This is a genomic window from Desulfofundulus sp. TPOSR, from assembly GCF_011393055.1.
GTDB lineage: Bacteria > Bacillota > Desulfotomaculia > Desulfotomaculales > Desulfovirgulaceae > Desulfofundulus > Desulfofundulus kuznetsovii.
In genome coordinates this window covers 95,807-111,323 of the sequence record NZ_JAAOEF010000002.1, presented here as the reverse complement: position 1 = coordinate 111,323, position 15,517 = coordinate 95,807, and the positions used below count along the sequence as shown (strand labels likewise).

General features: G+C 56.4%; 10 protein-coding genes. 3 read left to right on the top strand and 7 right to left on the bottom strand.

Annotated elements, in window-relative coordinates; genetic code table 11:
- Positions 1-129 precede the first annotated feature (129 nt).
- Genes treZ through treY form a run of 3 tightly spaced genes read left to right on the top strand, consistent with a single transcriptional unit; the run spans position 130 to position 7,292 of the window.
- On the top strand, positions 130-2,037 hold the full coding sequence (gene treZ, locus G7K71_RS09100; protein ID WP_243174793.1) for a malto-oligosyltrehalose trehalohydrolase: 1,908 nt from the start codon (positions 130-132) through the stop codon (positions 2,035-2,037).
- A gap of 5 nt (positions 2,038-2,042) precedes the next feature.
- Complete coding sequence (locus G7K71_RS09095; protein WP_166345476.1) at positions 2,043-4,475, top strand: DUF3536 domain-containing protein; 2,433 nt, start codon at positions 2,043-2,045, stop codon at positions 4,473-4,475.
- 15 nt (positions 4,476-4,490) lie between these two features.
- Positions 4,491-7,292: a malto-oligosyltrehalose synthase gene (treY, locus tag G7K71_RS09090; RefSeq protein WP_166345473.1), complete on the top strand. Its 2,802-nt coding sequence runs from the start codon at positions 4,491-4,493 to the stop codon at positions 7,290-7,292.
- A gap of 185 nt (positions 7,293-7,477) precedes the next feature.
- Here the strand turns inward: treY and G7K71_RS09085 are convergent, their stop codons facing one another.
- The 7 genes from G7K71_RS09085 to G7K71_RS09055 form a co-directional block, all read right to left on the bottom strand.
- The gene (locus G7K71_RS09085; RefSeq protein ID WP_395858274.1) at positions 7,478-8,704 is read right to left on the bottom strand and encodes a phenylacetate--CoA ligase family protein; all 1,227 of its coding nucleotides are present in this window, start codon (positions 8,702-8,704) and stop codon (positions 7,478-7,480) included.
- A gap of 60 nt (positions 8,705-8,764) precedes the next feature.
- Positions 8,765-9,355 (bottom strand): indolepyruvate oxidoreductase subunit beta, encoded by a 591-nt coding sequence (locus tag G7K71_RS09080; protein ID WP_072866914.1) that lies wholly within the window; start codon positions 9,353-9,355, stop codon positions 8,765-8,767.
- Positions 9,345-11,165 (bottom strand): indolepyruvate ferredoxin oxidoreductase subunit alpha, encoded by a 1,821-nt coding sequence (gene iorA, locus G7K71_RS09075; RefSeq protein ID WP_166345467.1) that lies wholly within the window; start codon positions 11,163-11,165, stop codon positions 9,345-9,347. Before iorA ends, G7K71_RS09080 begins: the two co-directional genes overlap by 11 nt.
- A gap of 41 nt (positions 11,166-11,206) precedes the next feature.
- Complete coding sequence (locus tag G7K71_RS09070) at positions 11,207-12,499, bottom strand: TRAP transporter large permease (RefSeq protein WP_166345464.1); 1,293 nt, start codon at positions 12,497-12,499, stop codon at positions 11,207-11,209.
- Positions 12,496-13,059, bottom strand: a complete 564-nt coding sequence (locus tag G7K71_RS09065) for a TRAP transporter small permease (RefSeq protein ID WP_313884942.1) — start codon at positions 13,057-13,059, stop codon at positions 12,496-12,498. The genes G7K71_RS09070 and G7K71_RS09065 overlap by 4 nt, the downstream gene beginning before the upstream one ends.
- Positions 13,060-13,255: 196 nt before the next feature.
- Positions 13,256-14,314, bottom strand: coding sequence for a TRAP transporter substrate-binding protein (locus G7K71_RS09060; RefSeq protein ID WP_166345462.1), 1,059 nt, complete (start codon positions 14,312-14,314; stop codon positions 13,256-13,258).
- Positions 14,315-14,684: 370 nt separating this feature from the next.
- Positions 14,685-15,476, bottom strand: a complete 792-nt coding sequence (locus G7K71_RS09055) for a pseudouridine synthase (protein ID WP_166345459.1) — start codon at positions 15,474-15,476, stop codon at positions 14,685-14,687.
- Positions 15,477-15,517 lie beyond the last annotated feature (41 nt).

The following is a 15,517-nucleotide window of genomic DNA, read 5'->3' as shown; positions in this document are numbered from 1 at the left end:
ATAAAGGAGAAAATCCATGTATCAACTAAAAGTGCCATTCTCCGAGAGTAAGCTTCTGCAGGCGGGGGATAATATTGGCGTACTGAGGGCCCTCGAGGCCGCCTTGCGTACCTGGCTTATAGGTGCCCCTTGCGGCTGAACCGCGGGATCGTTGAACGTGAAGGAACGGTGAACCGGATGGAACCAAACGCCAGCTCTTCTCAACCCCTGGGGGCCACTTACCTGGGGGGTGGCCGTTGCTATTTCAGGGTGTGGGCCCCCCGGGTAAAGAGCCTGGCCGTGCACATATTGGGACCCCGGGAAAGGCTCGTCCCTTTACCTAAAGGGAGACGTGACTATTTTTGCGGCACGGTGGAAGAAGTGGAACCCGGAAGCCTCTACTGCTACCTCCTGGATGGGGAAATAGAACGGCCCGACCCGGCCTCGCGCCACCAACCGGAAGGAGTGCACGGGCCCTCCCAGGTGGTGGACCTGAAATCCTTTGCCTGGAGCGACCAGTGCTGGTTTGGCCCGGCCAGGGAAAACCTGGTTTTTTACGAGCTTCACATAGGAACCTTCACCCGGGAGGGAACCTTTGAGGCCATCATACCTCACCTGGAGGAGTTAAAGGAACTGGGTATCACCGCTATCCAGCTCATGCCCGTGGCCCAGTTCCCGGGAAGCCGCAACTGGGGCTACGATGGGGTCTACCCCTTTGCCGTGCAAAATTCCTACGGCGGGCCCAACGGGCTGCAGCGCCTGGTGGACGCCTGTCACCAAAAGGGGCTGGCCGTATTTCTTGACGTGGTCTACAACCACCTGGGCCCGGAGGGCAATTACCTGGGTGACTACGCCCCCTATTTTACAGAACGTTATCGCACCCCGTGGGGACCGGCAGTTAACTTTGACGGGCCGGGTAGCGATGAGGTGCGCCGCTACTTTATTGAAAACGCCCTGTACTGGGTGCGGGACTTCCACCTGGACGGCTTGCGCCTGGACGCAGTGCACGCCATTATGGACATGTCGGCCATCCACTTTCTGGAGGAACTGGCGGAAGAGGTGCACCGGGAGGCGGAACGCCTGGGCCGACGGGTGTACGTGGTGGCGGAAAGCGATCTCAATGACGCCCGCCTCATCCGGCCCCGGGCGGTGGGCGGTTACGGCCTGGACGCCCAGTGGTGCGACGACTTCCATCACGCCCTGCACGCCCTCCTGACGGGCGAAAGGCTGGGGTACTACCGGGATTTCGGAGAGCTTTTTCACTTGACCAAAGCCTTTCGGAAGGGCTACGTGTATACGGGCCAGTACTCGGAATACCGGCAGCGCAGGCATGGCGGCCCCACGGATTTATGTCAACCATACCGCTTTGTGGTTTTTACCCAAAACCACGATCAGGTAGGCAACCGGGCCGGGGGCGAAAGGCTCAGCAGCCTGGCCTCCTTTGAGGATCTTAAGCTGGCGGCGGCAGCAGCTATCCTCTCCCCATACATACCCCTGCTCTTCATGGGAGAGGAGTACGGCGAAACAGCCCCTTTTCTCTACTTCACCAGCCACACTGACCCCAACCTGGCCGAGGCGGTGCAAAAGGGGCGCCAGGAGGAATTTTCCGCCTTTGCCTGGCAGGAGGTACCGGACCCGCAGGACGAGCAGACCTTCCTGCGTTCCCGCCTTAACCGGGACCTCCGCCGGCAGGGCCACCACCGGGTGCTCTACGGGTTTTACCGGGAGTTGCTGTGGCTGCGCCGGCAGGTACCGGCCCTTCAAGACCCCAAGTGGGAAAACATGGAGGTTAATTCTTATCCCGAAGAGCTGGTCCTTGTGGTACAGCGATGGAACAACGGGGCCAGGGCTTGCCTTATTCTCTCTTTCAAAGATATCCCGGTTTTCTTGAACCTGCCCCTGGAGCCGGGACGCTGGCAAAAGCTTTTGGATACCGCGGAAGAGCGCTGGCTGGGCAATGGCAGCACTGTACCGCCGGTACTGTCGTCTTTGGGAAGAATAGAGCTTGCCCTGCCGCCTAAGACGTGTATCTTACTGGAGCATTTGGAGGAGGGCTGATACCGGTGGAACGTTACATCTGTATTCACGGCCACTTCTACCAGCCGCCCCGGGAAAACCCCTGGCTGGAAGACGTGGAACTTCAGGACTCGGCCTACCCCTACCACGACTGGAACGAGAGGATTACCGCCGAGTGCTACGAACCGAACACCGCCTCGCGCATTTTAGACGCCGACGGCTGGATCAGAAAAATCGTTAACAACTACAGCAAGATCAGCTTTAATTTTGGCCCCACCCTGCTTTCCTGGATGGAAAATCACGAACCGGAAGTCCACCGGGCCATCATTGAGGCCGACCGTATAAGCCGGGAAAGATTTTCCGGGCACGGCTCCGCCCTGGCCCAGGCCTACAACCACATGATCATGCCCTTGGCCAACCGGCGGGATAAATACACCCAGGTGTTCTGGGGTATTAAGGACTTCGAGCACCGCTTCGGGCGCCGCCCGGAGGGCATGTGGCTGCCGGAAACGGCGGTAGACCTGGAAACGCTGGAAATAATGGCTGAGCAGGGCATCTGTTTTACCATCCTGGCACCCTACCAGGCCCGGCGGTTCCGCAGGACCGGCACCGGCACCTGGCAGGATGTGGGACCGGGGGGTATCGACCCCTCCGTGCCCTACCTGATAAACCTGCCCGGATCCGGCCGCACCATCAGCGTTTTCTTTTACAACGCCGACATTTCCCGGGCGGTGGCCTTTGAGGGTTTGCTTTTAAACGGGGAGCACTTTGCCAAGAGATTGATCAGCGCCTTTGACGCGGGCCGTCCCACGGCCCAACTGGTCCACATTGCCACCGACGGGGAAACTTACGGCCACCACCACCCGCACGGAGACATGGCCCTGGCTTATGCCATTCACTACATCGAATCCAGCAAGGCGGCCCGCATCACCAATTACGGCGAGTTTTTGGAAAAACATCCGCCTACCTTTGAGGTGGAAATCAAAGAAAACACCGCCTGGAGCTGTGCCCACGGAGTGGAGCGCTGGCGCAACAACTGCGGGTGCAATTCCGGCCTGCACCCGGGCTGGAGCCAGGCCTGGCGGGCGCCCCTGCGCAACGCCCTCAACTGGTTGCGCAACACCGTGGCCCCCATGTATGAGGAGGAAGCCCGCCGGTTCTTAAAAGATCCCTGGGCGGCCCGCAATGATTACATTGAAGTGATCCTGGACCGCTCAACCGAAAATCTAAACCGCTTCCTGGACAAGCACGCCGTCCGTCCCTTGGAAGGGGATGAGCAGGTGCGGGTTCTCAAGCTTCTGGAAATGCAGCGCCACGCCATGCTCATGTTTACCAGCTGCGGCTGGTTCTTTGATGAGATCTCCGGTATTGAGACGGTGCAGGTACTGCAGTACGCCGGGCGGGTCATCCAGCTGGCCCAGGAATTATTCGGCAATTCCCTGGAGCACTCCTTTTTAGAGATACTCTCCCAGGCAAAGAGCAATATTCCCGAACATAAGGACGGCGCCCACATTTACGAGAAGTTTGCTAAGCCGGCCATGGTGGATTTGGTGAAGGTGGGTGCCCACTACGCCATTTCCTCGCTGTTCGAATCTTACGACGAGCAGTCCCGCATCTTCTCCTACACCGTTTTGCGGGAGGACAGCGTCAACCGGCTGGCCGGTGCGGCCAAGTTGACCCTGGGCAAAGCCCGGGTCACTTCGGAAATTACCCGGGAAGGGGTAACCATTGTCTACGGCGTGGTTAACTTTGGCTACCCCAGCATCAACGGCGGGGTGCAGGTGTACCGGGACGAGGAAAGCTACCGCAAGATGGTGGAGGAAGTGACCGGAGCTTTTGACCGGGTGGATTTCCCGGAGGTCATTCGCCTTCTGGATCAGTACTTTGATGGAACCACTTTCTCTTTAAAACATCTCTTCCGGGACAAACAGCGGGAGATTTTGGATATCATCCTGGATTCCACCCTGGAAGAGGTGGCCGGCGACTACCGGCGCATATACGAGCGTCACGCTCCTTTGATGCGGCTTTTACAGGAGCTAAACATTCCCCAGCCCAAGGTTTTACGCGCCGCCGCCGAATTTGTGCTAAACACCAGTTTGCGCCAGGCTTTCTCGGAAAAAGTTCTGGATTTAGAGCATATTAAAGCCCTCCTGGATGAGGCCCGGATGGCCAGCGTTTCTTTAGATGGAGCCTCCCTGGGCTACGCCCTTAAGAAAACATTGGAAAGGATGGGTGAGGAACTCCGCAAGCACCCCACGGACCTCTCCCTGCTCGAGCACCTGGAGGCAATCTGCAACCTGGTCCGCTCCCTGCCCTTTGAGGTGGATATGTGGAAGGTACAAAACATTTATTACGGCCTTCTGCAATCCATTTACCAGGACCTGCACAAGCGGGCCGACCAGGGAGATGAAAAGGCCCCGGCCTGGGTGGAACGCTTTGGCTCCCTGGGAGATTGCTTGAGGATAAGGAGGAACAAGTGAGGGGGAAAGAGTGAAATGCCGCTTGCCCGCATCCCCGTCTCCACCTATCGCCTGCAATTCAACAGAGAGTTTGGCTTTGAAAAGGCCCGGGAGCTGGTACCCTACCTGCACGCCCTGGGTATCACGGATATTTACGCTTCTCCCCTGCTGGCTGCCCGGCGGGGCAGCCCCCACGGCTACGATGTGGTTGACCCCACCCGCATCAACCCGGAACTGGGAGGGGAGGAAGGAATGTACTCCCTGGCAACTTCCCTGCAGGAACACGGGATGGGCCTTTTGTTGGACGTGGTGCCAAACCACATGGCTGCCAGCCCCGAAAACCCCTGGTGGTTTGACCTCCTGCGCTTGGGGCCGGACTCACCCTTCGCCGGATACTTTGACCTGGAATGGCAACCGGCAAGGCCCTCTTTGGCCGGAAAAGTGCTCCTCCCCATCTTAGGTTCCCCTTATAGCGAGGCCCTGGAAAACGGGGAACTCACCCTCACCTTGACCGAAAAGGGGTTTGGGGTGGCCTACTACCAATGGTGGCTCCCCCTAAAACCAGCATCCCACGGGCAGATCCTGGAGTACGTGGGGGCGGCGGGCGAGCTAAAAAGGCTCGCGGGCATTTTTGCGCGCCCCCCTGGCCGGGAAGAGTTTTTAAAGGCGGTGAAGGAACTATGGCGGCTGTACGCCCAAAGCCCCGAAGCAAGGACCTTTTTAGACGAAAGCCTGCGGGTCACCAACGGTCAAAAAGGAAAGCCCCAAAGCTTTGCCTTTTTAGATGAGCTCCTCAGCCGGCAGCATTACCGGCTGGCCTTCTGGCGCCTGGCTAAAGAAGAGATTAACTACCGGCGCTTTTTTGACGTAGCCGAGCTGGTTTCCCTGCGCATGGAGGACGAAAAGGTGTTTGAAGCCACCCATTCCCTGGTTCTAAGTCTGGCCCACCAGGGGCTGATAACAGGCTTCCGCATCGACCACGTGGACGGCCTGCGCGACCCCCAGGCCTATCTTGAGCGGCTACAGCGGCGCCTCCTGCCCCTTAACAGTGATGGCAGCGGGATCGCTAACGCCAGCCCGCCAGCCGCAAATATCTTTTACGTGGTGGTGGAAAAGATCCTCACCGGGGACGAGGAACTGCCCCCGGATTGGCCGGTGTACGGCACCACGGGATACGATTTCTTAAACGTTCTAAACACCCTTTTCGTAAATGGGGAAGGTCTGGCAGCCCTGGACGAGATTTACCACCGGGCAAGCGGAAAAGAGCCTGATTTTAAGGCAGAGGTCTATGCATGTAAAAAGAAGGTGTTGCGGGAGCTGTTTGCCGGGGAGATGCGGGTGTTGGTCTACCAGCTGGACCCTCTGGCAGCCTCTGATCGCTATGGTAAGGACCTCTCCCTAAGGGAACTGGAGGCGGCCCTGGTGATTCTTACGACCTGCCTGCCGGTTTACCGGACCTACATCCGGGAACAGGTTGTTTCAACCAGGGACAGGAATCTCATTGTGCAGGCAGTGGAGCAGGCCCGCAAGCTACACCCGGAGCTGGAGAGAGCTTTAGATTTTTTACGGCGAGTGCTTTTGCTCGAAGTGCAGGACCGTTCAGCTGCCTTAAGCTTTGCCATGCGCTGGCAGCAATTTACCGGACCTGCCATGGCCAAAGGCTTTGAGGATACGGCCCTTTACATCTATAACCGCCTGATTTCGTTAAACGAGGTGGGCGGAAACCCCGAAAGTTCGGGAATATCTGTGGAGGAGTTTCACCGCCGCAATCAAAAGAGGCAGGAACGCCAGCCCCATACTCTTAACGCCACCTCCACTCACGACACCAAGCGCAGCGAGGATGTGCGGGCACGGGTGAATGTCCTTTCGGAAATTCCCCACCTTTTTGCAGAACACCTGGAGCGCTGGCAGAAGATAAACCAGAATAAAAAGCCAACAGTGAAGGGCCAACCAGTACCCGGGGGAAACATGGAACTGCTCATCTACCAGACCCTGCTGGGTGCCTGGCCCTTGGAGGAAGGGGAAGTAACCACTTTTAAGAAACGGCTGCGGGGCTACCTGATTAAAGCGGCCCGGGAGGCCAAGACCAGGAGCAGCTGGCTTAACCCAAACCCTGCCTATGAAGAGGCCTTGCTAAAATTTGTAGAGACCATTCTGGAGCCGAAAAAAGAAAACCGCTTCCTGCAGGACTTTCTGGAGTTTCAGAAAATCATTGCCTTTTACGGGGCCCTTTCCTCCCTGGCCCAGGTGCTGCTGAAGATAACCTCACCGGGTGTCCCGGACTTTTACCAGGGCACAGAACTCTGGAATTTCAATCTGGTGGACCCCGATAACCGCCGACCGGTGGATTTTACCCGCAGGATGCGTCTCCTGGCTGAACTGCAGGAAAAGGAAAAACAACACGGCCCGCTGGCCCTGGCCGGAGAACTTTTATCTACCTGGCCGGATGGCCGCATAAAGCTCTACCTCACTTACAAGGCCCTGCACTTTCGCCGGGCTCACCGGGAGCTTTTTCAAGCTGGTGAGTACATTCCTTTAGAGGCCACGGGCCCGTTGTGCCGGCACGTATGCGCATTTGCCCGCCGCGCGGGAGATGCCTGGGTCCTGGTGGCCGTGCCCCGCCTGATGGCCAGCCTGAACCGCCGGCGGGCCCAACTTGAACCGCCGCTGGGAGAAAAAGTGTGGGGGGAAACCGCCCTGGTCCTGCCCGGTCAGGCTCCAGCCCGGTGGATTAATGTTTTCACCGGGGAGAGGATGCGGGTGCCTGAAGAAAGCACCCTGCCCCTGGCGGAAGTGTTTGGTCACTTCCCGGTAGCCCTGCTAAACAGAGCTACCTGAAGATTTACCGGCGGTGTGTGTAAATGTTGGGTGATCCGGCTATGGTTCCGCGTTGTCACGCGCTGACAGCACCGCGGCCGGCAACCCGGTACCTGCCCGTGGCAGCGGTTTTACTGAAACAGTTACCGGCCGGTTTGAAAAATTTGGGCTGGTACTACGGACCAGCCCGTTTTCTGAGTTAATCTTTACATGTCCCGGTAGTCAAAAACCCTTTTGCTTTTCTTCTCGCTTCTGGGTAAGGTGCCCGGCGCGACCACTTCCACGTCGGCAGTGATGCCAATCCAGGATTTCATGTTACGCTTGAACTCCCCGGCGATTCTCTGGGGGTCTTTTCCTTCTTCTCCTTCTATTTTGATCAGCATGTGATCCTTGCCTTCGATCCTGGTCAGGATTATTTGATACTCACTGCCGGCCCCTTCCGTCACCTTGAGGACATGGTCAACCTGGCCCGGGTAGATATTCACCCCCTTAATCTTGATCATGTCGTCAGTCCGGCCGAGAATCCGGTCGATCATGGGATACTCGCTTCCACAAGGACACCTGTGGGGCAGTAGCCGGGTGATGTCATGGGTGCGGTACCTGAGCAGGGGCATACCTTCCTTGGTCAAGGTGGTGATGACCAGTTCTCCCTCTTCCCCGGGGGGAAGCTGCCTGCCCGATACGGGGTCAATGATTTCAAAAAGGAGGTGGTCGGACCAGTAATGGAGACCGCTGTGGCAGGGACAATCAATGGCAATCCCCGGGCCGTAGATCTCGGTCAGTCCATAGATGTCAAAGGTCTCAATATTGAAGATTTCTTCGATGCGGCGGCGCATTTTATCGCCCCAGCGTTCCGAACCGAAGATGCCCAGGCGGAGTTTGATTTGATCCAGGATTCCCCTTTTTTTCGCCTCTTCAGCCAGCAGGAGGCCGTAAGAGGAGGTGCCGATCAAAACAGTGGTCTTCAGGTCGATCATCATTTCCATTTGCTTTTCCGTATTCCCGGGACCGGTGGGTATGGCCATGGCACCCAGCCGTTCAACGCCGGCCTGAAAACCGATGCCCGCCGTCCACAGACCGTAGCCCGGAGTGATCTGCACCCTGTCCCGGTTGTTGACCCCTGTCATGGCCAGGGAGCGGGCCATCATTTCGGCCCAGATATCCACGTCTTTTTTGGTGTAAGGCACAATAACCGGCTTGCCTGTGGTGCCGGAGGAGGAATGAATGCGGACCACCTGTTTCTCAGGGACGGCCATCAGTCCCAGGGGATAGGCGTCGCGCAGTTCGTGCTTGCCGGTGAAAGGTACCCGCGCAAGATCGGCAACAGTTTTGACGGACCCGGGGTCCACCCCTGCTTCGTCCAGCTTTTTGCGATAGAAAGGGGAGTTCTGGTAGACCCGCTGGACTATTTCCCGGAGCATTGATCCCTGCATCTCATACAAGCTTTCGAAATCGAACTGACCCCTGGCAAGATCTGCAGCTTCTAAAGCCATTCAACACACCCCCATGGCCCGGCGGCCCATTTCAAAAGCCTTCCGGTTAATCTCTCTGAACTGTGACGGCACAGTCTTCAGTACCGCTTCCAGCAACCCCTCCGGGCTGAAGGGAAGGCCGGGGAGAGTCGAGAGCGCCCCCAGCATCACCACATTGGCGGTTTTACTATTTCCCGCCTCCCTGGCCACCTCCGAAGCCCTGAGAAAGCACACTCCCGGGAGTTCCTTCTCCAGGTACTCCCGGATATCTTGAACCCGGTACCGGGACAAACCCGCTGATACCGACGTTGGCACAATGACGTCTTCATTAACAATGGCCTTACCACCGGCCTTGAGCTTGGCCAGAGCCCTGGCCGCCTCCGCCAGTTCAAAACCCAGTAAGACATCGGCCCTGCCGTCCGGGATCAGGGCGCCTGCGAGATTTTCCCCTACCCGGACATGGCTCACCACGCAGCCTTCCCGCTGGGCCATCCCAATGGTTTCGGAAGTCCTGACCTGCCACCCGGCGTCCATGGCAGCCCTGGCAACGATCCGGGAGGCCAGGACTGTTCCCTGCCCACCTACTCCGGTAATAACCAGGTCAAACTTCATGCCGGCTCACCTCCTCGATGGCACCGGCCGGGCAAACCTGAGCGCAAACGCCGCATCCGGTGCACTTTTCGGAGATGACCACCTTTTCTTCCCTGCATAAAGCCGGGCAGCCAAGGTTTTCCACGCACAACATGCACTCGATGCAGGCGCCGGTATTTACCCGGTAGCGCACCCCGGGCCTGACCAGGGCTACACATTCCCGCCTGGCGATAACCACGGAAGGGCCTTCGTACTCCACGGCTTCCCTGGCGGCCTGCATAACCTCCTGGAGGTTGTAAGCGTCAACCTCGCGGATGTAATCCACGCCGCACCCCTTGACCAGCCCGGCAATGTCTATTCTCCGGGCCGGGTCGCCGGTGGCATTCCTCCCAATTCCCGGGTGGGGCTGGTGACCTGTCATGGCGGTGGTGCCGTTGTCCAGGATCACCAGGGTGATGCCGGCGCGGTTGTAAACCGCGTTAATCAGGCCCGCCACCCCTGTGTGGAAAAAGGTGGAGTCTCCCAAAAAGGCCACGTGCTTGCGCCCCTGTTCCACGCGGGAAAGGCCGGAAGCGATGGTGACGCTCGCCCCCATGCAAAGGCAGGTATCGAGGGCGTTGAGGGGCGGAATAACCCCCAGGGTATAACACCCAATATCTCCGGTAAAAACCGGGTCGTAATCCTTTAAGGCCTCCTTAAAACCATAGAAAACCGCCCGGTGGGGACATCCCGCACAAAGGACGGGGGTCCTCAAAGGCAAATCAGGAGCGCGGCGCACCGTATTACCTGCAGCAGCCTGCTCCATCCCCACAAAACCGAAATACTTATAGAGGATGGCAGTTACCTTGTCAACATCCAGTTCCCCTTCCCGGGGCACCAGCCCGTTGTGTTTGCCCGCCACACCGACCGGCAGGCTGTGCCGCCAGGCCAGGTGGATCACCTGGTCTTCCACCACGGGTTCCTGTTCTTCAACCACCAGCACCCGTTCCACCCGGGACAGGAATTCTAAAACCAGGTCTTCAGGGAGGGGATAGGGAGTCCCTATTTTAAGGAGGGATGCCTCCCAGCCCTGCATTTCCAGTGCTTCCACCACGTAGTTGTAGCTCACGCCGGAAGTAATAATCCCGGCTTTGCCTTTAATTTCGGCCCTGTTAAAAGGCATGCTGCTGAACAGCCGGCTTATCTCCTTTTGCTTCTGGTTGAGCCAGATATGCTTTTTGTAGGCGAGGCCGGGAAGGATTACCCATCCCGGGTTCTTGTCAAACCTGCATTCATTCCTGGTTGCCGGCAGAGGGCCGAGGGTGACATCCTGGCAGACGTGGCAGGTCCTGGTGGTGGGCCGGAGGATCACAGGCAGGCCCAGTTGTTCGGAGAGTTCAAAGGCCGCCACCGTCATATCCTTGGCTTCCTGGGGAGTGGACGGATCAAGGACGGGCAGTTTGGCGAACTGGGCAAATTTTCTGGTATCCTGCTCGTTCTGGGAGCTGTGGGGCCCCGGGTCATCCGCCACTACCAGGACCAGGCCGCCTTTGACACCGATATAGGCCAGCGTCATCAGGGGGTCCGCCGCCACATTGAGGCCAACCTGTTTCATGGTTACCAGAGCCCGGGCCCCGGCATAGGCCGCCCCGGCCGCCACTTCCAGGGCCACCTTTTCGTTGACGGACCACTCGGCGTAATAACCGTATTCTTTGGCGAAATGAGCCAGCGTCCCAAAAACCTCCGAGGAAGGGGTGCCGGGGTAACCGGTAACCACCTGCACCCCCGCTTCCACCGCTCCCCTGGCAATAGCCTCATTACCCATCAGGAGCATTTTTTCAGCGACTGCCATGAACAGGCCTCCTTCAGTAGCGTAACTGATTGAGCAATTTTTTATCTAACCACGGAGGTAATAATCTGTGGGAAAGCCACCAACAAAGAGAGCAGGACGGCGTAACTGATGAGGAAAACAGATGCCCGTTGAAAAATTGACATCAGTGATACTTCCGGTGACAATCCTTTCACCACAAATACCGTTACGCCTACCGGCGGCGTAATGGCCCCGGCGCTGGTCACAATGCAGAGCACCACCGCAAACCAGATGGGATCGTAGCCTAAAGAAATTACCGTCGGGTAAAAAATGGGGATGGATATGATCAAAAACCCCAGCGCATCCATTAAGGCCCCACCGGCGAGATACACCAGCAGGATCGCCACGAGAATCAATACCGGCGGCACCTGCAGGGAACTGGCCCAATCGGCTACCTCGTAGGGGAGCCGGGTGATGGCCAGAAAACGGCCGAAAACCATCGCCCCGATTACCAGCGTGATCACCATGGTGGACGATTTCAAGGTGCCGAAAAGTGCTGCTTTCAGGTTATCCGCATTCAGCTTACGCATGGCGAGGGAAATCAGCATGGCGCCAAAAGCCCCGAAGGCCCCGGATTCCGTAGGGGTGAACCAGCCGAGAAAAAGCCCGCCAATCACAAAGGCAAACAGGAGAAGCGAAGGAACAAACCCGGGTAAAGAGGACAATTTTTCTTTCAGGCTCACCCGGGGCCCGTCCGGGCCAAGTTCGGGATTTCTCTGGCAAAGGAAGAATACCGTTCCCAGAAACAAGAGCGTCAAAAGCAGACCGGGAATCACGCTGGCCACGAACAACTGCCGTACGGACTGTTCGGTTTGCAAAGCAATGACAATCAGCACCGTACTGGGAGGAATAATTACGCCTAGGGTTCCTCCGGCCGCCACCGTGGCTGCGCTGAAGGTCTGATCGTACCTGTATTTTTTCAGTTCAGGCAAAGCCATGGTCCCCATGGCGGCGGCGGTGGCCGAATTGGAACCACAGATGGCCGCAAATCCGGTGCTGGCCAGGACAACGGTGGCCGCCATGCCGCCTTTGAGCCGTCCCAGCCATTTGTAAGCGGCATTAAAAAGGCTCTCGTTCACCCCGGTACGGAAAACAATTTCCCCCATCAGGATGTACAAAGGGATCACGCTCATGGTATAGCTGGAGAATTGATTCCAAAGATCCGCCGTTAAAACGTTGAAGGCTGCCTTGGGTGACGCCACCACCAGCAACCCCAGGAATCCCACTATTAACATGGAGAAACTGATCGGCATCCGGAGGAACATCAATAAAAACAATACAGCCAGACCGATGAGGGCCAGAGTGACAGGACTCACCTGGTGGCACCCCCGTTGAACTCCTTGAGAAAATCAACTAATATGGCCAGGGTCAATCCCACAAAACCCAGCGAAACCAGGAATATCAGGGGGTAATAGGGTATCCCCATGGTTTCCGACAGGTTGCCGTTTTCAGCCACATTCAAGCCGTAAACGGTGATCTGCCATGCAACCAGGGCAAAAAAGATCATGCTGATGAAAAGCATGAGACGCTTGATGGCCTTCTGCAAACCAGGAGAAAACCGCTCAACCAGGGCATCCAGCTCGACGTAGCCCCGGTTAACCTGGGTATAACCCAGCCCGAAAGCCCCAGTAACGGCCGCCAGCCAGCCGACAATTTCCGTGGTACCGGGAAACGGCGCATAAACCACGCGCAGGATGGCATTACCGACGACCACCAGCACCATCAACAGTAAACTGCCGCCGGCCACCCAGGCCAGCCCTTGATTGAGCACGAGGCTTAGACTGTTTAAACGGTCAAGGGCCTCCACCTTACGGGGCAGGCCGGCTACCGCCCTTTTCTGCATCACCTGTTTTTCCAGCAACCCCAAAGCGTTCACCTCACCAAGCCCGCATGTAAATGTTCAGCGAACCCGATTGGATGCGGCCCAGCACTCACCCAAATATTACTTTGCTCCCGGACAAATCCGGTTTTGGGAAGAGCCGGTATCCCGGTGAGTGCTGGGGCTTCGCTCACTCCAGTGCTTCGCGCCGACAATACCACATCCACGTCACTGCGGTTTTGCTGAACACGAATTACTGCTTGCTGTACTTCTCCTTCAATTCATAAAGCCTCTTTCTGTATTCCTCGGCAGGCAGGCCCTTTGCCTTCAATTCCTCAACGTATTTATCCTGGATGGGTTTGAGGATTTTGTCCCAGGCCGCCTTCTCCTCCGGAGAAAGGGTGATTATTTGCAGGCCGTGTTCCTTTTTACTCCACTCCAGGGCTTCCTTGACGTGGTTATCCATGTACTCGCCGGTCCAAATGGCCATTTCGAGGCTCAAGTCATCAATCACTTTTTGCACGTCAGGGGGAAGGGAGTTCCAGACATCTTTATTCATCACCGCCACAAAGCTGGTGATGGTCAGGGGGTAATCGGTCGTGTACTTGAGTTTCTCCGCCAGTTTCAAATCCATCAGGATTTCCCGCGAAGTCACCAGCCCCTTAATAATACCTGTTTGGAGGGCTTCCGGGACCTCCGACATGGGCATCCCCACGGGGGAAGCGCCCAATTCCTTTAAGACCGGGGTAAGAGCCCCGGATATTCTAATTTGTTTCCCTTTCAGGTCCTGCAGGCTGGTGACCGGCTCCGTGACCATCAGGTGGGCAGGTTCAGTGGCAAAAGCAGTGATAATCTTAAAATCCTTAAAGGCGTCGGGCGGAAACTCCTTAATCAAATCGAAGACCACCCGGCTGGCTACCCTGGAGTTGGGGAAACCGGAAGGCAAATCTGAAATGGCCAGCAACGGGAAGCGGCCAGGTTCGTAGGTCGGACAGGACAAGCCAATGTCCGCCACCCCGTTTTTTACCCCGTCATACATGTTCTGAGCAGTCAGCAGGGTTCCCCCGGGGAACAACTCGACCTTGACCTTGTTATTGGTCCGCTTCTCCAGTTCTTCCTTCCACTTCTCCATTTGCCTGGCGGGAAAAGTATTGGCAGGAGCAAAGAAAGCATATTTCAAGACGATAGGTTTTGCAGCCCCGGATTCTTCTTCCTTTTTACCCTCTTTTGCAGCACCCCCGCTGCAGCCCGTAACTGCCAGGCCAGCCAGCAATAAAACCGCGATCACGCCTAACAAACTCTTCCTCAACATCTAAACCTCCTCAGCTAAGCTCTTTTTATTTGGCCTTTTACTACCACAGGTACTTCCCCGCCTTATAAACTAACCGTCACCCCAATTACCCCTCGGGAAAATTAAAAACCAACACTCACATGATGAGTGTTGGTTTCATCAACCCAACCCACTCATCTCAGCTCACCTCAGCTCAACTCTATTCTATTAGCTTATTAAACCTCGAGGCACCCTACGGCTCCCTGTCTGGCAAAATACTATCACGCCAGGAAAGAACATGTCAAGAAGACTTTTATGCCCGGGGTTTGTACGAGGCCACCACCCGGGCTGTTTTACCAGTTCTTCCCTGGACAAGCGGGGTGTTTGCTCCGGGAGGGTGCATTCCCGGAATTTACTCCGAAAAGCACATTTCGCAGCGCGGAAATTGGGCGTCAAACGGCTGCTGTCCTGCCGGGTTTAATTCCCGCAGATTTTTTATTTCTTCTTCCGATAATTCACGATACTCTCCGGGCTTCAACCGTTCATCGAGGATTAAGGGTCCCATGGCAATCCGTTTCAGATAGGTTACTTTCTTGCCCACAGATTGAAACATGCGCTTTACCTGATGATATTTTCCTTCATAAATGGTAAGTTCAACCTCCGATTCCGGTCCGGAGCGAAGAATCTTCAACTCGCCGGGCATGGTACGGCAGCCATCTTTTAAGATTACCCCATGACGAAATGCTTCCACATCTGTTTCTGTAACCATTCCGCATACCACGGCAAAATACGTTTTTGGCACACGTTTTTTTGGTGACAGGAGTTGATGGGCCAGTTTGCCGTCATTGGTAAGTAAAAGCAATCCCTCTGCATCTTTGTCCAGCCGCCCTACAGGGAACGGATGAAATGCACGATACTCAGGAGGAAGCAGGTCAACTACTACTTGCGCAAATCTATCTTCGGTGGCGGATAGAAAGCCTTGCGGCTTATTCAGCATTAAATAGATGTGCTGCCTATATTCTACAGGTTCGCCGTCCACCTCAATTTGATCACGGCCGGGCAAAACGTGTAATCCCGGGTCATTGGCCAATTCCCCGTTAACCCTAATTCTTTTTTCTTTGACCAGCTTTTTAATCTCTTTACGGGTACCAAACCCCATGTGTGCCAGCACTTTATCCAGGCGCTGCCGCCCTTTTTCCACCATTTTTCTCACCTCACCGCTGTTCTTTACCTCTGCCAGCCGGG